This is a genomic window from Streptomyces sp. NPDC002958, assembly GCF_055563255.1.
Genome location: NZ_JBVHDS010000011.1, coordinates 161,364 through 179,877 on the forward strand (window position 1 = coordinate 161,364; position 18,514 = coordinate 179,877).

19 protein-coding genes are annotated in these 18,514 nt (G+C 67.2%); 6 read left to right on the plus strand and 13 right to left on the minus strand.

All coding sequences use genetic code 11. The features are described from left to right. From ACZ3IC_RS21115 to ACZ3IC_RS21155, 9 genes are all read right to left on the minus strand, one after another. Positions 1–1,020 carry an MCE family protein gene (locus tag ACZ3IC_RS21115; RefSeq protein WP_467418119.1) on the minus strand — a complete coding sequence of 340 codons (1,020 nt, stop codon included), beginning with the start codon at positions 1,018–1,020 and terminating at the stop codon, positions 1–3. After that, positions 1,017–2,048 carry an MCE family protein gene (locus ACZ3IC_RS21120; protein ID WP_467418121.1) on the minus strand — a complete coding sequence of 344 codons (1,032 nt, stop codon included), beginning with the start codon at positions 2,046–2,048 and terminating at the stop codon, positions 1,017–1,019. Before ACZ3IC_RS21120 ends, ACZ3IC_RS21115 begins: the two co-directional genes overlap by 4 nt. Then, positions 2,045–3,358, minus strand: a complete 1,314-nt coding sequence (locus ACZ3IC_RS21125) for an MCE family protein (RefSeq protein WP_467418122.1) — start codon at positions 3,356–3,358, stop codon at positions 2,045–2,047. Before ACZ3IC_RS21125 ends, ACZ3IC_RS21120 begins: the two co-directional genes overlap by 4 nt. Then, positions 3,358–4,161, minus strand: a complete 804-nt coding sequence (locus ACZ3IC_RS21130) for an MlaE family ABC transporter permease (protein ID WP_467418123.1) — start codon at positions 4,159–4,161, stop codon at positions 3,358–3,360. The genes ACZ3IC_RS21125 and ACZ3IC_RS21130 overlap by 1 nt, the downstream gene beginning before the upstream one ends. 3 nt (positions 4,162–4,164) lie before the next feature. Continuing rightward, positions 4,165–5,025, minus strand: coding sequence for an MlaE family ABC transporter permease (locus tag ACZ3IC_RS21135; RefSeq protein ID WP_467418125.1), 861 nt, complete (start codon positions 5,023–5,025; stop codon positions 4,165–4,167). After that, the gene (locus ACZ3IC_RS21140) at positions 5,022–6,017 is read right to left on the minus strand and encodes an ABC transporter ATP-binding protein (protein WP_467418126.1); all 996 of its coding nucleotides are present in this window, start codon (positions 6,015–6,017) and stop codon (positions 5,022–5,024) included. The genes ACZ3IC_RS21135 and ACZ3IC_RS21140 overlap by 4 nt, the downstream gene beginning before the upstream one ends. Positions 6,018–6,592: 575 nt before the next feature. Then, complete coding sequence (locus ACZ3IC_RS21145; protein WP_467418127.1) at positions 6,593–7,552, minus strand: hypothetical protein; 960 nt, start codon at positions 7,550–7,552, stop codon at positions 6,593–6,595. Positions 7,553–7,601: 49 nt separating this feature from the next. Beyond that, entirely contained in the window at positions 7,602–9,041 is a 1,440-nt protein-coding gene (locus ACZ3IC_RS21150) for a DUF6801 domain-containing protein (RefSeq protein WP_467418129.1), read from the minus strand. A 182-nt stretch (positions 9,042–9,223) separates the two neighbouring features. Then, positions 9,224–9,871 (minus strand): hypothetical protein, encoded by a 648-nt coding sequence (locus ACZ3IC_RS21155; protein ID WP_467418130.1) that lies wholly within the window; start codon positions 9,869–9,871, stop codon positions 9,224–9,226. Between the two features lie 627 nt (positions 9,872–10,498). Here ACZ3IC_RS21155 and ACZ3IC_RS21160 point away from each other — a divergent pair. From ACZ3IC_RS21160 to ACZ3IC_RS21175, 4 genes are all read left to right on the plus strand, one after another. Continuing rightward, positions 10,499–11,713 carry a PucR-like N-terminal domain-containing protein gene (locus ACZ3IC_RS21160; protein ID WP_467418131.1) on the plus strand — a complete coding sequence of 405 codons (1,215 nt, stop codon included), beginning with the start codon at positions 10,499–10,501 and terminating at the stop codon, positions 11,711–11,713. Between the two features lie 208 nt (positions 11,714–11,921). Next, a complete protein-coding gene (locus ACZ3IC_RS21165; protein ID WP_467418133.1) occupies positions 11,922–12,185 on the plus strand; it encodes a hypothetical protein in 264 nt (87 codons plus the stop codon). Between the two features lie 97 nt (positions 12,186–12,282). Continuing rightward, positions 12,283–12,414, plus strand: a complete 132-nt coding sequence (locus tag ACZ3IC_RS21170; protein ID WP_467418178.1) for a hypothetical protein — start codon at positions 12,283–12,285, stop codon at positions 12,412–12,414. An 87-nt stretch (positions 12,415–12,501) separates the two neighbouring features. After that, the gene (locus ACZ3IC_RS21175) at positions 12,502–14,577 is read left to right on the plus strand and encodes an MDR family MFS transporter (RefSeq protein ID WP_467418134.1); all 2,076 of its coding nucleotides are present in this window, start codon (positions 12,502–12,504) and stop codon (positions 14,575–14,577) included. A 26-nt stretch (positions 14,578–14,603) separates the two neighbouring features. On the opposite strand, the gene ACZ3IC_RS21180 is transcribed toward ACZ3IC_RS21175, so the two are convergent. The 4 genes from ACZ3IC_RS21180 to ACZ3IC_RS21195 form a co-directional block, all read right to left on the minus strand. Further along, positions 14,604–15,053 carry a YchJ family protein gene (locus ACZ3IC_RS21180; protein ID WP_467418135.1) on the minus strand — a complete coding sequence of 150 codons (450 nt, stop codon included), beginning with the start codon at positions 15,051–15,053 and terminating at the stop codon, positions 14,604–14,606. Between the two features lie 166 nt (positions 15,054–15,219). Beyond that, positions 15,220–16,029, minus strand: coding sequence for an SAM-dependent methyltransferase (locus tag ACZ3IC_RS21185; protein WP_467418137.1), 810 nt, complete (start codon positions 16,027–16,029; stop codon positions 15,220–15,222). A 94-nt stretch (positions 16,030–16,123) separates the two neighbouring features. Further along, positions 16,124–16,360 (minus strand): DUF397 domain-containing protein, encoded by a 237-nt coding sequence (locus ACZ3IC_RS21190; protein ID WP_467418139.1) that lies wholly within the window; start codon positions 16,358–16,360, stop codon positions 16,124–16,126. Further along, positions 16,360–17,220 (minus strand): helix-turn-helix domain-containing protein, encoded by an 861-nt coding sequence (locus ACZ3IC_RS21195; protein ID WP_467418140.1) that lies wholly within the window; start codon positions 17,218–17,220, stop codon positions 16,360–16,362. Before ACZ3IC_RS21195 ends, ACZ3IC_RS21190 begins: the two co-directional genes overlap by 1 nt. Positions 17,221–17,424: 204 nt before the next feature. Here ACZ3IC_RS21195 and ACZ3IC_RS21200 point away from each other — a divergent pair, with 204 nt between their 5' ends. Continuing rightward, the gene (locus ACZ3IC_RS21200; RefSeq protein WP_467418141.1) at positions 17,425–17,883 is read left to right on the plus strand and encodes an ATP-binding protein; all 459 of its coding nucleotides are present in this window, start codon (positions 17,425–17,427) and stop codon (positions 17,881–17,883) included. Next, positions 17,877–18,317: a hypothetical protein gene (locus ACZ3IC_RS21205; protein WP_467418142.1), complete on the plus strand. Its 441-nt coding sequence runs from the start codon at positions 17,877–17,879 to the stop codon at positions 18,315–18,317. Before ACZ3IC_RS21200 ends, ACZ3IC_RS21205 begins: the two co-directional genes overlap by 7 nt. Positions 18,318–18,514: the final 197 nt, after the last annotated feature.

The following is an 18,514-nucleotide window of genomic DNA, read 5'->3' on the forward strand; positions in this document are numbered from 1 at the left end:
TCAGCGGCCGCCTTGCTGCTGGGGTGGCATGCATCCGGTCGCCGGGGGTGTGCCGGCGGGCAGGTAGTTCTTCGGGACGACTCCGCAGACGTAGTTGTCGAACCAGCGGCCGCTGCCGAGGGTGTTGCCGACGAGCCGGTTGTACGAACCGGTGAGCGACAGCACCTTGTCGAGGCTCTTGCGGTTTTTCACCAGCACCGCGGTGACCCGGCCGAGCGAGTCCAGGGTGGGTTTCAGCTGCCTGTTGTTGTCCGCGACAAGGCCGGTGAGCTGGGTGCCCAGGTTGCGGGTGCCGGTGAGCAGCAAATGGATGGAGTCACGGCGCGCCTGGATTTCGCCGAGGAGCACGTTGCCGTCCTCCAGCAGGGTTTCGAAGCTGCTCTTCTTGCCGGCGAGCGTCTTGGTGAGCTGCTTGCTGCCCTTGAGGAGGGTGGCAAGCTGGGCGTCCCGCTCGGAGACCGTTTTGGAGAGGGCGGAGAGGCCGTCGGCGGCGCTCTTCACGTCCGGCGGGGAGTCCTTGAAGGTGGCGGAGATCGTCTCGAAGCTCTTGGCGAGCTGCTGGGTGTCGATCTCCCCGATGGTCTCACCGAGTCCGTTGAACGCCTGGGTGACGTCGTACGGGGATGTGGTGCGGCTCACCGTGATGCGATCGTGCGGGTCCTGCGGGGCGTCGCCCAGCGGGTCGACGGCGAGATACTTCTCGCCGAGCAGCGTCTTGATGGCGATGCCCACGGTGGAGGAGTCGCCGATCCAGACGTCGTTGACCTTGAAGCCGACCTTCACCTTGGAGCCGTCGAGCGAGACGCCGGTGACCTCGCCGACCTTCACTCCGGCGACCCGTACCTCGTCGCCCTCGCCGAGTCCGGCGGACTCGGTGAAGTCGGCGTTGTAGGTGGTGCCGCCGCCGATGAAGGGCAGCGAGTCGGCGCGGTAGGCGGCCAGGCCGATCAGGGCGAGGACGAGCAGTCCGACCATGGCGACGGCGACGGGGTTGCGTTCCCGTACGGGTTTGATTCTCATGCCAGGCACCTCGGTTGGGTGATCGCGATGCCGGTGGGCGGGGCGCTGCCGTCCTCGGTCGTCACGCCGCTGACCTTGGCCTCGCAGAGGTAGAGGTTGAGCCACGAGCCGTACGAGGCCAGGCGGCTGATCGCTTCCATCTTGGCCGGGGTCTTCTGCAGGAAGTTCTCGATCTGCGGCGTGCCCTTGCCCAACTGGTCGGAGAGGCGGCCGAGTTGTTTGATGTCGCTTTTGAGGGGCTCCCGGCCGTCGTCGAGGAGGTCCGCGGTGACGGTGGTGAGCGCACCCATCGCGGTGACTGCCTCGCCGAGCGGTTTGCGGTCGCCGGAGAATCCGGTGACGAGTTTCTGGAGGGTGACGACGAGGTCGTTGAAGCCGGCCTCGCGGTCGTTGACGGTTTTCAGGACCGTGTTGAGGTTCTTGATCACCTCGCCGATCACCTTGTCCTTGGCGGCGACGGTTCCGGTGAGCGAGCCGACGTGCTGGAGGATGCTGTCGACGGTGCCGCCCTCGCCCTGGAGCACCTGGACGATGGACCCCGCGAGCTGGTTGACGTCCGGTGGGGAGAGTCCTTCGAAGAGCGGCTGGAAGCCGTTGAAGAGCTGGGTGAGGTCGAGCGCCGGGGTGGTGCGGGAGAGCGGAATGGTCGCTCCGGCGGCGAAGCTGCGGCCGACCGGCCCCGCGCCCCGGTCGAGGTCGATGTACCGCTGGCCGACCATGTTGAGGTACTTGATCGAGGCGGTCACCGAGGCGGGGAGCTTGCGCCCCTTGCGGACGGCGAAGCCGACCTCGGCGAGCCGCTTGTCGGCCACTTCGATGGACTCGACCTGTCCGACCTCGACCCCGGCGATCCGGACGCTGTCACCGACGATCAGTCCGGTGACGTCGGTGAACCTGGCCTTGTAGGTGGTGGTGTCGCCGACCCCCGTATTGGCGATGGACAGTGCCAGGACGGCGGTGGCCACAACGGTCACCAGGATGAAGACGATCGACTTCGCGAGCGGCCTTGCGAGAGAGCGGCGCTTCACTTGAGCTTCACCTCCGCACCGCGGAAGGCCGGACCGATGAGCACGCTGCTCCAGTCGGGCAGGGTCTGCGGCTGGACTTTCAGTGAGGGAGCGACCAGCTCGTTGACGAGTTGGCTCTCCTGCGGGGAGTTGGGCATGCCGAGGCGGGAGTCCGTGTCCGAGGGCGCGGGGCCGGAGGGCTCTGCGCCGCGCGGGGTGCCGGCCGGGGTGACGGCCTCGGCCGTACGGGCGTGTGCGGTCGGCACGGTCCGGCCGACGTACGGCACGGAGTAGCAGTGCGGTCCGCCGGTCGCGTCGTAGACCGGGGTGTCCTTGCCGGGCACGTACTTGCCCTTGGATTGCACGGACTTGACGGTGACGTGGAGTCCGGGCTGGTCGGTTCCCTTGCCGAGCGCCTTGTCCATGGCGGGGACGAAGCCGGCCAGGGTCCGCAGGGTGCAGGGGAATTCGTCGGAATACCGCGCCAGCAGTTCCAGCGTCGGCCGGCCCGTCGCGGAGAGCCGGATCAAATTGTCCTTGTTCTCCTGCAGGAACGAGGTGATGTCCTGCGCGGAGTCGGTCGTGGACCCGTACAGGTCGGCGAGTTTTGCCTGCTGTTCCGCGATGGTGGTGCTGGTGGTGGTGAAGGCGGTGAGCGCGTCAAGGACATCGGGCGCGGCGTCCCCGTACACCTTGGTCACCTTGACGAGCTCCTTGATGTCAGCGTTGAGCGTGGGGAGTTGGGGGTTGAATTTCTCCAGGTGGGCGTCGAGCGTGAGCAGGGTGTCGCCGAGTTTCCCGCCGCGTCCTTCGAGCGCCTGGGAGACCGCGCCCAGGGTGGCGGCGAGCTTCTCCGGCTTCACCGCGGTCAGCAGCGGCAGGACATTGTCGAGGACTTGCTCCAGCTCGATGGCGTTGCTGGAGCGGTCCTGCGGGATGACGGCCCCCGCCCGCAGGGGCTGCGCGGACGGCATCTCGGGCGGTACGAGCGCCACGAACCGTTCCCCGAAAAGTGTGGTGGGGAGCATCTGGGCGGTCACATCGGCCGGGATCCGGTCGAGTTTGTCGGGCTCGATGGCGAGGGTGAGCCGGGCTCCGTCCCCGTCGGCCGAAATGTCGCGGACCTGTCCGACGACGACGCCGCGCACTTTCACATCCGCGTTGTCGTGCATCTCGTTGCCGACGCTGCCGGTGCGTACGGTCACGGTGGCGTCGTCGGTGAAGTCCTTGTTGTACACCGAGACGGACACCCACACGAGCACGGCGGGCACGAGCAGAAAGGTGACTCCGGCGAGTCTGCGGCGGACGGTCTGCATCCGGTGTGTGTTCATCAGCCGGCCACCTTCACCGTCGTCGTGGCGCCCCAGATGGCAAGGGAGAGGAAGAAGTCGGTGACGCTGATGAGCACGATGGCGTTGCGCACCGACCGGCCGACCGCCACCCCCACTCCGGCGGGTCCGCCCGTGGCGTGGAAGCCGTAGTAGCAGTGGGCGAGGATCACCATCACGCTGAAGATCAGCACCTTGAGCACCGACAGCAGCACGTCGTCCGGGGAGAGGAAGAGGTTGAAGTAGTGGTCGTAGGTGCCCGCGGACTGCCCGTTGAACAGGACCGTGATGTAGCGGGACGCGAGGTACGAGGAGAGCAGCCCGATCGCGTACAGCGGGATGATCGCGACGACCCCGGCAATGATGCGGGTGGTGACGAGGTAGGGCATGGACCGCACGCCCATCGCCTCCAGGGCGTCGACCTCCTCGTTGATCCGCATCGCGCCGAGCTGGGCGGTGAAGCCGGCGCCGACGGTGGCGGAGAGCGCGAGCCCGGCGACGAGCGGGGCGATCTCACGGGTGTTGAAGTAGGCGGAGATGAAGCCGGTGAAGGCGGAGGTGCCGATCTGGTTGAGGGCCGCGTACCCCTGGAGGCCGACAACGGTGCCGGTGAAGAGGGTCATCGCGATCATCACGCCGATGGTGCCGCCGATGACGCCGAGACCGCCGCTGCCGAAGGCCACTTCGGCCAGCAGCCGCTGGACCTCGCGCAAATAGCGGCGCAGGGTCCGCGGGATCCAGATCAACGCCCTCACATAGAAGGTGAGCTGTTCACCCGATCGATCGAGCCGACTGAGCAACGACATCGGTCAGCTCCCCTTCGCGGGGACGATCTGGAGGTAGATCGCCGTGAGGACCATGTTCACGAAGAACAGCAGCATGAAGGTGATGACGACGGACTGGTTGACCGCGTCCCCGACGCCCTTGGGACCGCCGCGCGGGTTGAGTCCGCGGTAGGCGGCGACGATGCCTGCGATGAAGCCGAAGATCAGCGCCTTGACCTCGCTGATGTACAGATCGGGGAGCTGGGCGAGCGCGGAGAAGCTGGCGAGGTAGGCCCCGGGTGTGCCGTGCTGCAGGATGACGTTGAAGAAGTAGCCGCCGAGCGTGCCGACGACGGAGACCAGGCCGTTCAGCAGGACGGCCACGAACATGGTGGCCAGGACGCGCGGGACGACGAGGCGCTGGATGGGCGAGACGCCCATGACCTCCATCGCGTCGAGTTCCTCGCGGATCTTCCGCGATCCGAGGTCCGCGCAGATGGCCGAGCCCGCCGCACCGGAGATCAGGAGCGCCACGATGATCGGGCTGGCCTGCTGGATGACCGCGAGGACACTGGCGCCCCCGGTGAAGGACTGTGCGCCGAGCTGCTGGGTCAGCGAGCCGACCTGGAGGGCGATGACCGCGCCGAACGGGATGGAGACGAGCGCGGCAGGCAAAATGGTGACGCTGGCGACGAACCAGAACTGTTCGATGAACTCCCGTACCTGGAAGGGCCTGCGGAAAATCTCGCGGCTCACGGTCCCGGCGAGGGAGAACAGCTTCCCGGTCTCGCGCAGTGGGGCGAGCAGCCGTGTCGGAGGTCTGCGCTCCGGGGTCTTCGGCCCGGTCGCGTCGGCCACGCGGGCCGTGGGCGGCTCAGGGGGCCGCACCGGCATGGAGGCCGTCACGGGCGTCCACCGCCCGCGGCCGGGGTGTAGCTGTTCATGATGGCGGTACGGGCGGCCTCCGGCAGCCGGCCCATCATCGACAGGACGCGTTCCCGGCGGCGCAGGGCAGCCTGCCGTACCGGCATGCCCGGCGACGGCTCCAACTGCGGCACGACGGTGCGCGGGCCGTTGGCGGAGCTGATGCCGACCCCGTAACCGTTCATCTCCTCCGCGGCGAGGGTCGCGGCATCCTTCTCCTCGGCCATCCCGATGGGGCCTTCGCGGCGCCCTGCAAGAAACTGGGCGACGACCGGCACATCGCTGGTGAGCAGCACCTCGCGCGGCCCGAAAGTGACGAGATTGCGGCGGAACAGCATGCCCATGTTATCCGGGACGGTGGCCGCGATGTCGAGGTTGTGGGTGACGATGAGCATCGTCGCGTCGATCTGCGCGTTGAGATCGATGAGCAGCTGGGAAATGTACGCAGTGCGGACCGGGTCGAGTCCGGAGTCCGGTTCGTCGCACAGAATGATCTGCGGGTCCAGGACGAGGGCGCGGGCCAGACCGGCGCGTTTACGCATACCGCCGGATATCTCGCCGGGCAGTTTATCCTCGGCGCCGAGGAGACCGACGATGTCGATGCGCTCCATGACGATCCGGCGGATTTCCGATTCCTTTTTGCGGGTGTGCTCACGCAGCGGGAAGGCAATGTTGTCGAAGAGCGACATCGAACCGAAGAGGGCGCCGTCCTGGAACATGAGCCCGAAGAGCTTACGGGTCTCCATGATCTCGCGCTCGGGACTGTTCACCATGTCGACGCCATTGATGAGGACACGCCCCTGCTCGGGCTTCAGCAGACCGATGATGGATTTCAGGAAGACGGTTTTTCCCGTGCCGGAAGGGCCGAGCATCACGCTCACCTCGCCGGCGGGCAGCGTAAGAGTGACGTCCTGCCAGATGTTCTGCTTGCCGAAGGACTTCGTGAGGCCTTCGACGACTACTTCGATTCCCATCGGCCCTCCTTCGAAGTTGTTGTGAACGAAGTCATCTGTCAGCGCTCCGGCTCTGAGAAATCCAATGGCGGCTCGTCACACATGCACCACGGGGCGCACGTTAGGTCCGCCGAAACCACCAGGACAAGCCGTTGAACAGCGGAAATCGACGAACCGGGTGCTCGGCGTGGATCACTTGTCACGGAGTGACAAAGCCGTGGACCGGCTTTGTCGGAATCTGCGCAAGGTCTCCGGCGTGCGGGCGGGGGTCCCGCGGCCGATGGGGGCGGAGTCACGACGACTCCATGTGCGCCGAACAAGCAGTTACGGATGCGTTTCCGAGCTGCTCAACTGGGACGCTACGGGTCAGTAACCTGACTCCGCAATAGCGGTTCCTGAACTTTTTGCACGGCGATCGACGCTCACATTGTTTTTGTACACGGGTGAGTAGTGGACGCCGTGCACTTGTCGATAAGTGAGTCCTCCGACGGGCTCTGCACACATCCGTCCGCCCCGCACGGTAAGAAAATCCGGGCGGGGCGGACGACAACGGTAATTCCCGTGCTTTACAGGAATCGGCCGAACCGAAGAAGTACCTACCGCACCACTCCGGCGTGCCAGTTCTCCGCAAGCAGCTGACCTGCGCTGGGCACGGCCGAGCCCGGGGACGTCAGGCCCGCCGTGTAGGTGGCGGTGTCGTTCAGCACCAGGTTGTTGTTCCCGGCCCCCGAGGGCAGCGCCGTCTTCAGGTTGACCGCCCAGTTCAGCTCGCCGAGCCCGAGGGGTCCGCAGCCGCTCACCGAGGGGACGGCGAAGCCGGCATCGCCCTGTGCGTTACCGGTCAGCGCGACCCTGTTCATCACGCCCCTGGTGTTCGGCGTGCCGTCGGCATCGAAGCGCTGGCTGGCCAGGGCCGGTGCGGTGAGGTTCTGCGGACGCAGCACGACCGGGTCGGAGGTGGTGCCGATGTAACACTTGGACCCCAGGAACGGGTTCTCCAGGTGGATGCGGACCGGAATGTCGACGATCGTCTTCCCGCTCTGCATCCCCGCGGTCAGATCGAAGTTGCTGGGTGCGCCCGCCGACTGCACGGTGGCAACGACCCGGTTGAGGCTGTTGTCCGTCAGCTGCTCACAGATTCCCGAGACGACGGGGATCCCGCTGGGGCACATGAGGCCGAGCAGACCGCCGGGAATCTCCGTCGGGGCTCCGACGATCGCCCCGCCCTCGGGCGCCACGATCCTGGACACCCCCGTCGTCGCGTTGCGGACGACGCCGAACTGCAGGTCGTTCGCACCGGTTGTCGCTTCGGTGTTCCCGAGCTTGATGGACCCGCTCTCGGACTGCGAGGCCACGCATATCGCGATCTCCGTCCTGCCGTCCGCGGCCAGCATGGCCGGGTCGTCGACCGGACACCGGGTGAAGGGCGCCCAATTGCCGTTCATCTCCTGGGCGGAGGCGGCGCTCGCCGGCGAGGTGCTCAGCGGAATGCCGACGGCGACCGCCACCAGCGCACCGAGCAGAGCGGGTCTGACACTTTTCGGGGCAGCACTCATTGAGGGTCCAGCCTTTCGCATCGAGGGAAGGCGCGCGGGTGCGCCTGCTTCAGCGTTCAGGGGTGGGCTTGGGGGGCGGGCAGATCGACTTCGGATTGCCCTCCACACACAGCGCGGCCTGCGTCATTTTCACGTAGTTCCCCTTACCGGACACCGAGGAGGTGAACAGGCTGTCCAGATCCTCCGTGACACCGCATCCGCTGAAGGGAGGTATCTCGGCATACCCCGTGAGAGGTCCACCGTCGTTCACCGTGTAACCGGATGGAGGGAGCTGGCGGCCCGTCAGCCCCTCGCCCTTGAGCTCGAGGCGCATCGGACGGGCGGAGCGGCACTGCGGACCGACGTCGAGCGGCTGTCCGTTGACCTTCACGTCATACAGCCGAACCCACATGTCGGCGGCCGTGATTGTCGTCTCGCGGGTCCGCCCGGCAGGGTTTTTCTTCTTCCACGCCATCGTGGCAATGTCAATTCTGCCGTCAAGGGTCATCTCGACCTTCGCGGTGGTCGGCATGAATCCGAACGTAAGAAATGTCGCCTCCGTCGGCGGCATCTGCGGCTTCCCGTTGTAGTCGAGTGTCCCGTCCGTCATGAGCCACGCCGCCGTGTCGTCGGGGCACACGAGATTGCTGCTCAGCATGTAGTTCAACCGGAGGACGAGGTGTCCCGGGTCCTTGAACAGCATGGCACCGTTCAGCTTCTCAGCGTTCGAATAGCCCCCCAGATATCCGGTGGCGTTTTTGGAACCAGTCGGCGGCGGCACAGGCACGGGCTCGCGACCGGGAGGGAAATAGCATCCTTCCGGAGGCTGCACCTTGCCAGGCACGACCTCGCCGTCTTTTGCAGCAGCTGCCTTTGGCTGCGGCCCAAAAGAGACGATCCCTGGACCGGGCGGGTCCACTGCTGTCGAGCCGGGCGGCGTTTCCACGGCTCCGGCCGGCACACCGACGGTCCCCAGTTCCGCAGGCTGGTCGGCAGCCGGCCCGCAGGAGACGGGGAGCACCGACGGTGCAGCGGCTGCGTCATCGGTCGGCTCCGTGGACAGCTCGAGGTCGAGCTGTCCCACGGTGAACACGATGTCACCGCTGGAGCGCGGGGTGATGGTGGGCACCGCCCCCGTCGCTCGCACCGACAGATCGTCTTGTGCGCCGACAGTCGTTTCGGCGATATGCAAGTCCTGCCAGGGCACTTCGGTCGACTCACCGCGCTGCGTCACCTCTGTCACGAGTTGCGTGACGCCGGACACCTGCTTCGAGCCGGTTCCCAGGAATTCGGCGAGGAACGCGCGGGGCAGGGTAAGCGAGACGGACACGTCCTCGGGCTGAATCACCGATCCGGCAGTCGAGGTCACCGGCAGCCCGGCCGTCACCCGGACGGCAACCGGCTGGGGTCCGGCCGAGAATCCGCAGGAGTAGGTGAGATCCGCCTCGACCACGCGGGTGTCGCTCGCGGAACCCGTGCCCGGCACCAGCCCGGCCGCCAGAGCCAGCACGCCGACGGTGCCGACATGCGCCGCCCGCCGGATTCGGCTCGTCCTGAATCTCATCTCGCCAACCCATCGTCATCTCGAAGCCAAGTGGCAGGTGCGCGGGGGAAGGTGCGGGGAGCGACAGCCGCAGACTGCGTGGGCGGCGACGCCTCTCCCCACAGTCCGCGGCTGTGCCGGCTAACAACTCACGGAGAAGTGACGGTGATGGCGTCGTCGAGCACGTACGTCGCCGAGAACGCGGCGGTGTCGCCGTCGTTCATCAGCCCGGCACAGTTGTCCACGTTGGAAATGTTGAGCCCTGTGCCGTTGTTGATGGTCAGCTCGCCCGTGGCGTTGTTGTACGAGGCGTTGCTGGCGGAACCCGAGATCGTGGCCGTGCAGACACCGAAGAGCGTGTCACCGGTGATCGTCACGTCGACACCCGACAGGTTGGCCTGGGTGACGCCACCGCTGTAACCGGTGGCGTTGAGGTGGATGGTGCCGGTGAGCTCGGCGCTGAACGCGGAGCCGAGCGGTCCGTCACAGGGGTCACTGACCGGATCGCCCCATGCGGCCGAGGTGATCTGTGCGATGTCGTCCCCGTCCGGCTGCGTGCCGTTGGCGGCGGTGCCGCTCGCGGTGGCCGAGTAGCAGGTCACGGCCTGGTTGGTGGTGATGTCCAGGAGGTCCGCCGTCGTCCCGGCCTTGAGCGCGGCCGTGAACGACCCGTTCGCGTTCGGATTGACGATGGTCCACTGGGCCTGCGCGGTGGCCGAGGCCGAGGTGGCGGTCAGGCCGAACGCGGCAGCGGCAACGGCGGTGGCGAACAGGGAACGCTTGATGATGCTTCTCACGGAAAGGCCTCCGAGGGGAGTGGAGTTGGACGTACCCGATTACCTCGTACCGCGCCCGGCAATGAGTCCGGCACGAGGGCGGCTCACATCGTGGATCGCAGAAGTCCATGGACTCGACTGCGTGATCGAACTCCGTGCGGATCGAACGTTACGAGCCAGTAGCCCAACGCGGCAATACCCGGCACAGAAATTCCCCGCCCCTCCCGATAAACGCATTCTCCCTTAGCGAGAACTCAGCAGATCGCTACGATTTTCTATACGAAAGTGAGTAGTTACGCCGGGTAAGCGCCGCCCGGGAGCCCTTCGGACACTCACCTCGGACGCAGTCATCGACGGCGGTCTGCACTCCCGCATCCCGCGTTTACCCAGGGTTACTTTCTTGTCGCCGGAAGAGCAGATGTCCGAAAAACATTGTCCTGAAGTGAGCACTCCCGCCCCACCTGCACCGGAGCACCACAACGGGGCCGAGATGTGTGCCCCTTGCACTTCGATCTCGTCCAAGTGGTGGGCACAACCGCTCACTTGGTCTATCTTCATCGCGGACTTGGTACGCACCTGTCGGTTCGTGGGAGCGCTTTCCCCCACCGCCTGACCCCCCACCGGGCGCCGGAGAGCAAGGGGACAGTCATGCCGAAACTCATTCAGCCGTCGGACACGGGGGATCCACTGGGGCCGCTCCCCCAGGAATTCGCCGCGATCATGCGGCCCGAACTGCCGAGCCTCATCAAGGAAATCGGCGTCGAAGTCACCCGGGCCTACCCGGAATACGCACGACTGCTCAGCGGTCCCAATGAGCAGGCTATTCGCGTCGGCGTCGAGCAGAGCCTCTCCTCATTCGTGGACCTCGTCGCCGAGCCGTCCGCGTCGACCTCGCTGCGGGACGACATGTGCCGTCGATTCGGACGTTTCGAGGCATATGAGGGCCGCACGATGGAGACGCTTCAGGGTGCTTATCGACTGGGTGCCCGAATTGCGCTGCGACGGGCAAAGAAGGTCGGCCGGAGTTACAACTTCTCACCGACCCTCATGCTCAGCTTCGCCGATGCGCTCTTCGCCTACATCGACGAGCTCGAATCCCTGTCCCGGGAGGGCTTCCTGGAGGTGCAGTCGCAGACCGGCGAGCAGAGCGAGGCCATGCGCCGGCGCCTGCTGCACCTGATTCTCGCCGGCCGCCCCGCACCCCGTTCCGCCATCGCCGAACTGTGCGAGCAGACGGGATGGGCGTTGCCCGAACAGGTCACGCTGATCGCCGCACGCTCCCCCGCCGGCCTGGACCGGGCCGTCGCCGACCGCGACATCCTGGCCGATCTCAGCGACCCCCAGCCGCACTTATTGATCCCCGGCGCACTCGACGACGCACGAAGACGCATGCTGGACCAGGCCCTCCTCGGCACCCATGCCGCGATCGGCCTGACCGTCCCCACCGCCCTCGCCTCGGACTCGATCCGCTGGGCCCGCCGCGTCCTCGAACTCGTCGACGCGGGCATCATCGACGATGCGCCCTTCATCCTCTGCGAGGACCACCTCATCACCCTGTGGCTGCTCTCCGACCCGGTCCTCGTCGACCAGCTCGCCCAGCGGGATCTGGCGCCGATCGCCGCAATCAGCGCCACCCGGCGGGAGCGGCTGATCGAGACGCTGCGGATCTGGCTGGACACCCGCGGCACGGCGGCCCATATGGGCGAGCTGTTGGATGTGCATCCGCAGACCGTCCGCTACCGGATGCGCAATCTGGAGTCCATCTTCGGCGAGCAACTGACCGACCCCGAGAGCCGGTTCTCCACCGAGGCCGTGCTGCGCGCACTCCAGTTGCGTGCCCGCGGTGACGAATCCCCGCTGTGAGTCGGCTTTCATCCGGATCACGATGCTCACCGGCAGTCAACTTACTTGCGGGTAAAGCGAAATAGCCGGTCACTCTCAAACGGTTGCCACACGGAGACGCTCTCAACGAGAAACCAGGAACCGCGTCCCGTACACATGGAGGAGTCGGCCGCCCACCCGGCGGCCGCAGCCGAGAACCACCTCCTGGCCAACCACCCGAGAGGGCCCCATGACCGCCTCACACCTCCTCGTCCCCGTGCCGATCCCGGACCGGGTCGCCGCGCTGATCGGGTCCTGCATCCCGCCGTACATCCTGCAGGCGGAGCTCGACGCCGAATGCGCCGCGCGCGAGGTGCGCAGGTTCCGTGGACCACGACTCTGTGCCGAGGACCGGGCCGACCGCGAGCAGGCACTCTCCGAGCTGGCCCGCGCCAACAAGGCTCTTGCCGCCCACCACCCCCGGCTGCCGGTGCGCCCCGACAGCTCCTGGTGAGCCGCCCGCCACTTCCCCGCTCCGCATGCGTCTTGCGAGGGATGGCGCGACGCTCACCTTACTGAAAAGTAAGTTCACACCTGAGCAATGTTCGGGCGTGGCCGACAACAGCGACGCCTGCCGGACCGCTGAGGGCGAGCTGCTGCTCGTCGAGCTGGAGGACCTCAATCCGTTTCTCTCGCCGGACCGGGTGGCGGAGCCGGTACGGGAGGCGTTCGTGACCGTATGAAGGCTTCCGTGCGGGATCTGCCGGCCTGACGACACGTCCGGCCGTCCCCCACATGCGGGAGACGGGGGCCGGTGTGAGGGTGCAAGCGTGACCACTGCCAGCGAGACCGTCCCCGCCGCGCAGAGTGCCGCCGCGCCGCCCGTACTCGATCCGCGCCGTCGGAACATCGTCTTCGCGACGATCGTGCTGGGGATTCTGCTGGCCGCCCTGGACCAGACGATCGTCGGTACCGCACTGCCGACGATCGTTTCGGATCTCGGCGGCGCAGCCCATATGTCCTGGGTGGTCACCGCTTATCTGCTCGCCGAGACGGTGGCGACGGTCCTGGTCGGCAAGTTCGGCGACCTGTTCGGCCGGAAGATCATCTTCCAGCTGTCGGCGATCATCTTCATCACCGGCTCGTTCCTGTGCGGTCTCGCGACCAATATGACGCTGCTGATCGTCTGGCGCGGACTGCAGGGCATCGGCGCGGGCGGGCTGATGGTCACCTCGATGGCGCTGATCGCCGATGTGATCCCATTGCGCGAGCGCGGCAAGTACCAGGGTGCGATCGGTGCGGTCTTCGGGGTGTCGACAGTGATCGGGCCATTGCTCGGCGGACTCTTCACCGACCATCTGAGCTGGCGCTGGGCGTTCTACGTCAATGTGCCGATCGCGATCGTGGTGGTCATCGCCGCCGCCCGGACGATCCCGTCGGTCAAGGCCGCCGGACGGCCCGTGATCGACTATCTGGGCATCGCGCTGGTCACGGTCGGCGCCGGCGCGCTGATCCTGGCGACGAGCTGGGGCGGCAATGAGTACGCATGGGGATCGCCCGTCATCATCGGCCTCTTCGCGGGTGGCGCCCTCGCGCTGGCGCTCTTCTGTCTCGTGGAGTTCCGGGCCGAGGAACCGATGCTGCCGATGCGGCTGTTCCGGAATCCGGTGTTCACCGTCTGCTCGATCCTGAGCTTCATCGTGGGCTTCGCGATGCTCGGCGCCATGATCTTCCTGCCGACGTATCTGCAGTACGTGGACGGGGACTCGGCGACCCTGTCGGGGGTGCGGACGCTGCCGATGGTCGTCGGGCTGCTGGTCGCCTCGGTCTTCAGCGGCAATGTCGTCTCCAAGACGGGCCGGTACCGGTTCTTCCCCATCGTGGGTTCGCTGATCATGGCGGTCGGGCTCTATCTGCTGTCCCGGATGGGTCCGGGCAGCGGGGTGTGGCTGGAGTCGCTGTACATGCTGGTGCTCGGCGTCGGCATCGGGCTGTCCATGCAGGTGCTGACGATCGCCGTGCAGAACACGGTCGACTACGCGGATCTGGGTACGGCGACCTCGGGCGTGACGTTCTTCCGTACGCTCGGCAGCTCGTTCGGCACAGCGGTCTTCGGCACGATCTACGCCAATGCGCTGAAGCCGAATCTGACCGAGGGCATCGCCGCGGCGGCCCGGGCGGGCGGCGACCCGGCGGTGTTGGCGAAGGCGGCCCAGAGCCCGGCGGGGCTGCACGGTCTGCCCGCCGCGCAGTCCGCGCCATTGGCCCAGGCGTACGCCGACACGCTGCACACCGTGTTCCTGTGGACGGTGCCGGTCGCGGTCCTGGGTTTCGTCGTGGCGCTGTTCCTGAAGCAGGTGCAGCTGCGGGACACGGCACGGGTCGGCTCGACGGACATGGGCGAGGGCTTCGCCCAGCCCGGCACCGGCGACTCGGCCAAGCTCCTGGAGTTCTCCGTGGCCAAGATCCTCCACGGAGCGGGACCGGACACGGCCCGGCGGATCGTCGCGGAATCGGACACCCGGCTGGACATGGCGGGGGCCTGGGCGGTGATGCAGGTCGAGCTGTTCACCCGCATGGTCGGCCATGCGGGTCTGGGTCTGATCGCGACCCGGCACCGACTACCTCCGGAGGTGCTGGTGCCGGTCTTCGACCGCATGATCGAGGAGGGCTATCTCACCGGCGACGGTCATCTGTTCACGCATACGGCCGCCGGCCGCCGGGAGGCCGCGGCGATCAACGACGCGTGGGCACGGTGGCTCAATGAACGCCTGGACGAGCACGGGGCACGCCCGGACGACCGGCAGCTGAGGGCGGCGGTGGACGTGATCGCCAAGCGCCTGCTGGCGGAGGACCTGACGCAGGAACTCTCGCCGAACGAGCCAGGGGTGAGAGCCGCCATCTGAACGGTCCCGGTCACCGCACGGCCGGGTCAGTCGGAGAAGTCCGCGGTCGAGTACACCCAGGCGCCCCCGACCCGGACGAAGCGGCTCTTCTCATGGAGCGAGTCCGGCCGCCCGTTGTCCGTGTAATGCGCACGGAAGGTGACCGTGCCCGTGGTGTGGAACGCGCTGCCGTCCGTCTTCTCCAAGATCTCCAGGCGCACCCACCGCATCCCGGGATCGAAGTCGACGGCGGGCGGCCGGGTCCCGGGGTGCCAGGTACGGAGCAGGTACGCCTCGTCCCGGACGACGAATGCGGCGTACCGGGAGCGCATCAGCGCCTCGCAGGTCGGCGCGGCGACGGTCCCGGCGTGCAGTCGACCGCAGCAGTCCGCGTAGGTGGCGGGCAGGCCGCACGGGCACGGCGAGTCCGCGGTGATCGCGGAAGGCCGCGCTCCGGCGGTGACGGACCGCCTCGGTCGTGAGGTGCGTCGTGACATGAGTCCATTGTCACCTGCGGCCCGAGCGGCTCAGCAGGCCGGGGCGAACCGGCGACGGTAGTCGCTGGGAGGCAGTCCGGTGCGGCGGCGGAGCCGGGCCCGCAGGTTCGTCGTCGTACCGAGTCCGCCGACGCGGGTGAGCACGTCGAGGCGCGGGACGGGACGGTCAGGCCTTGCGGGCCACGCCCGCGTAGCCCGGGATCGGCTCGCCGCCGGGGACGTCGATGACCTCGCCGAGCTCCGGGTGCCAGTCCACGGAGAGCGAGACACCCGGCTCGACGAGCTCGAGTCCGCGGAAGAACGTGCTGACTTCGGCGTGGGTCCGCAGGCGCAGCGTCATTCCGCGAGCCCTGTACATGGCGGACGCCTGCGCCGCGCCCTCGGGGTCGAAGTCCCCGGTGGTGTGCGAGAGCACCAGATAGCTGCCGGAGGGGAGCCGCTCGACCAGGCGATCGACGAGCTCGGCCGCGCCGTCCTCGTCGTCCAGGAAGTGCAGCAGGGCCAGCAGCGACAGCGCGATCGGCTTGTCGAAGTCGAGGACCTTGCCGGCCTGTTCGAGGATGACTTCCGGCTTGCGGGCGTCGGCCTGGATGTACTCGGTGGCGCCCTGTGGGGTGGAGCGCAGCAGGGCCGCCGCGTGCGCGAGGACGATCGGGTCGTTGTCGCAGTAGACGATGCGTGCGTCCGGGGCGGTCCGCTGGGCGATCTGGTGGAGATTGGGCTCGGTGGGTATGCCGGTGCCGATGTCGAGGAACTGGCGGATGCCGTTCTCGGCGAGCCATCGGGTGGCCCGGTGCATGAAGGCCCGGTTGGCCCGGGCCATGTCGCGCCCTCTGGCGTCGAGGGACAGCAGCTGCCGGGCCATCTGTTCGTCGACCGGGTAGTTGTCCTTGCCGCCGAGGAACCAGTCGTACATCCGGGCGGAATGCGGCTTGGTGGTGTCGATCTCGACGGCTGGGGGCTCGTGCCCGGTCATAGCGCGCTCCATGGGTCCATAAGTCGGCGAACAACAAGAGTGTGGAGCGGGGACGGGCTCCGGCGCTGCGGATTCGGTTGAGAAGGCCACGGATTCAGGTGAGAAGGAAGTCCGCCTGGCCGGACTTGGCCCCCTGGATGAAGGCGGCGATCTCACGGTGGGAGTAGATCAGGGCGGGGCCGTCAGGATCGGCGGACTGGCGTACGGCGACTCTTCCGTCGGACAGCTTCATGGCCTCGACGCAATTGCCTCCGTTCCCACCGCTCCACGGCTTGTACCAGCCATCGGAGCCGAGTTCGGCAGCCGGCATGCCGTTGTATATGGGTTCCATCAAAGCTCCTTGCGGAAGTCCTGGAGGATTTCCTTCGTGCGTTGTGCAGTTGCGGCCTGAGCCGCCATGCGGTCCATGACTTCGAGGTAGGAGGCCACCTCGGGGCGCGCGTCGAAGTAGACGGCTCCGGTCAGGTACTCGCTGTAAACCATGTCGGGGAGTTCGGGGACGCCGAAGCGGAAGAGGACGAAGGGGCCGTAGGTGCCCGGATGGTGACCGGTCGAGAATTCCGCGATCTGCAGCGTCACATGCGGCATCTCGGTCGCTTCGAGCAGCCGGTCGATCTGCCGGCGCATGGCGTCGACGCTGCCGACGGGCCGGCGCAGCACCGTTTCGTCCATCACCACCCACAGCTTCGGGGCGTCCGGTCTGGTCAGCAGGGACTGGCGCTGCATCCGCAGCGCCACGTGACGTTCGATGTCCTCGGGTCTGGTCTGGCCGACGGCTCCGGTGCGCATCACCGAGCGCGCGTAGTCCTCGGTCTGCAGCAGTCCGGGGACGAAGTGCGGCTCGTACATGCGCAGGAGGCTCGCGGCGCCCTCCAGGCTGACGTACATGCTGAACCAATCGGGCAGCACATCGTGGAAGCGCTGCCACCAGCCGGGTTTATTGGCCTCCTCGGCGAGCTCCACGAAGGCGTCGGCCTCGTCGTCGGCGATCCCGTACGCCTTCAGCAGCAGTTGGACATAGGGGATCTTGAGAGCGACCTCGGCGGTCTCCATCCTGCGTATCGTCGCAGGTGCGACCCGCAGCACCTTGGCAGCCTGGTCACGGCTCAGGCCGACACGCTCCCGCAGTTCCTGCAGGCGCTTGCCGAGAACGACCTGACCGACGGTCGGGGCGGACCGCGGTTCGCTCACTTCAGACCTCCCGATGCGCTGTTTGCCAGCAGTGTGCCATGCGCAGGCGATCCAAGACACAGTCACTCTGAAATTTTCAGAGTGCCCCTTGCCAAGTGTTCTCGACAGGGGGAGAGTTGGTGAGCGAACCAGTTCACGTAGTCACGGACGCCCTCATTTCGAGATCGCTGAGTGTGACGCAGCCCCCACTGTGAGGAATCGGTCGTGGCACCTGGCACTGCGCTCATCCCCCGGCTCATGGATCTCAGGCCCGGGACGGAAGCGCTCCGGTACTGCTTCGTGCTGCCCGCGCGCCCCGAGTCGGTGGCCGGTGCACGGCGGCTGACGCGGGCACGGCTCGATGAGTGGCGGCTGGACGGGGACGCGCACGAGGCGGCAATCCTGATCGTGTCCGAACTGGTCACCAACGCGGTGGTCCACACCATGAGCGCTCGCGTCGTATGCGAACTGCGATGCCTCGACGGACGGCTGCGCATAGCCGTACAGGACCAAGGACACCAGCCCGGCGGGCCACAGCTGTGCCGCACCGCCGATGACGAACACGGACGCGGCCTGCTGCTCGTCGACGCGATGAGCAGCTCCTGGGGTTCCCGCGACGCGGGCAACGGCTCGGGCCGCATCGTCTGGGCAGAACTGCCGCACGGCTCGGAGCGGTCATGTTGAAGAACGCGATGTCCCATCTGCTCGGAACGCGCCGCTCCCGCGAGCCCCGGCGCGGCGCCGACGCGGGCACGGTGCAGTTGCCACTGCCGCCCACGCTTTCGGCGACCCTGGGCTGCGACGCGGTGGGGATGCCGTCCCGGTACGGCTTCCGGCTGATGTCCCATCTGCCACGCACCGGTTGCGTCTTCGCGGACGCCGACCGCTGGTGGTGGATCGTGCCCGCGGGATCCGACCTCTATCTGGACTGGCCCTCGCAGGCCGCCTATGCGAAAGGGGCGTACGTTCCGGCGGTGCGGCCCCGGCTGATCCATCAGCCCGACAACCGCACGCCATACACCCCACCCATCCCGCTCTTCCTGATGGTGTGCCAGGTCACCGGTGTGACGCCGTCGTGGGCGCCGTCCGGCGGCGCACGAGCCGTCTCCGCTCCCTGACGCGGCCGAGAGCACGGGGTCCCGGTGAGGAATCCCCCGCTCCCTCGGCTCGGTATGTCCCAGCCGACAAACTGCTGACGCCCCGTCCGCGGGCACGTCCGGCAGTGAGCTGTCAGCCCGTTGACCTGCTGCTTCATTCCTGCCGGACACCTCGGTCACGCTGCGTTGTCAGTGGTCCGTTCTACTGTGGAACCACT

What these genes read in the sequence shown, in the direction of transcription:
- ACZ3IC_RS21125 (WP_467418122.1), bottom strand. Translation starts at nt 3,358, where the DNA reads ATGAACACACACCGGATGCAGACCGTCCGCCGCAGACTCGCCGGAGTC.
- ACZ3IC_RS21190 (WP_467418139.1), bottom strand. Translation starts at nt 16,360, where the DNA reads ATGGAACCCATATACAACGGCATGCCGGCTGCCGAACTCGGCTCCGAT.
- ACZ3IC_RS21160 (WP_467418131.1), top strand. Translation starts at nt 10,499, where the DNA reads ATGCCGAAACTCATTCAGCCGTCGGACACGGGGGATCCACTGGGGCCG.
- ACZ3IC_RS21165 (WP_467418133.1), top strand. Translation starts at nt 11,922, where the DNA reads ATGACCGCCTCACACCTCCTCGTCCCCGTGCCGATCCCGGACCGGGTC.
- ACZ3IC_RS21130 (WP_467418123.1), bottom strand. Translation starts at nt 4,161, where the DNA reads ATGTCGTTGCTCAGTCGGCTCGATCGATCGGGTGAACAGCTCACCTTC.
- ACZ3IC_RS21180 (WP_467418135.1), bottom strand. Translation starts at nt 15,053, where the DNA reads ATGTCACGACGCACCTCACGACCGAGGCGGTCCGTCACCGCCGGAGCG.
- ACZ3IC_RS21205 (WP_467418142.1), top strand. Translation starts at nt 17,877, where the DNA reads ATGTTGAAGAACGCGATGTCCCATCTGCTCGGAACGCGCCGCTCCCGC.
- ACZ3IC_RS21115 (WP_467418119.1), bottom strand. Translation starts at nt 1,020, where the DNA reads ATGAGAATCAAACCCGTACGGGAACGCAACCCCGTCGCCGTCGCCATG.
- ACZ3IC_RS21145 (WP_467418127.1), bottom strand. Translation starts at nt 7,552, where the DNA reads ATGAGTGCTGCCCCGAAAAGTGTCAGACCCGCTCTGCTCGGTGCGCTG.
- ACZ3IC_RS21140 (WP_467418126.1), bottom strand. Translation starts at nt 6,017, where the DNA reads ATGGGAATCGAAGTAGTCGTCGAAGGCCTCACGAAGTCCTTCGGCAAG.
- ACZ3IC_RS21185 (WP_467418137.1), bottom strand. Translation starts at nt 16,029, where the DNA reads ATGACCGGGCACGAGCCCCCAGCCGTCGAGATCGACACCACCAAGCCG.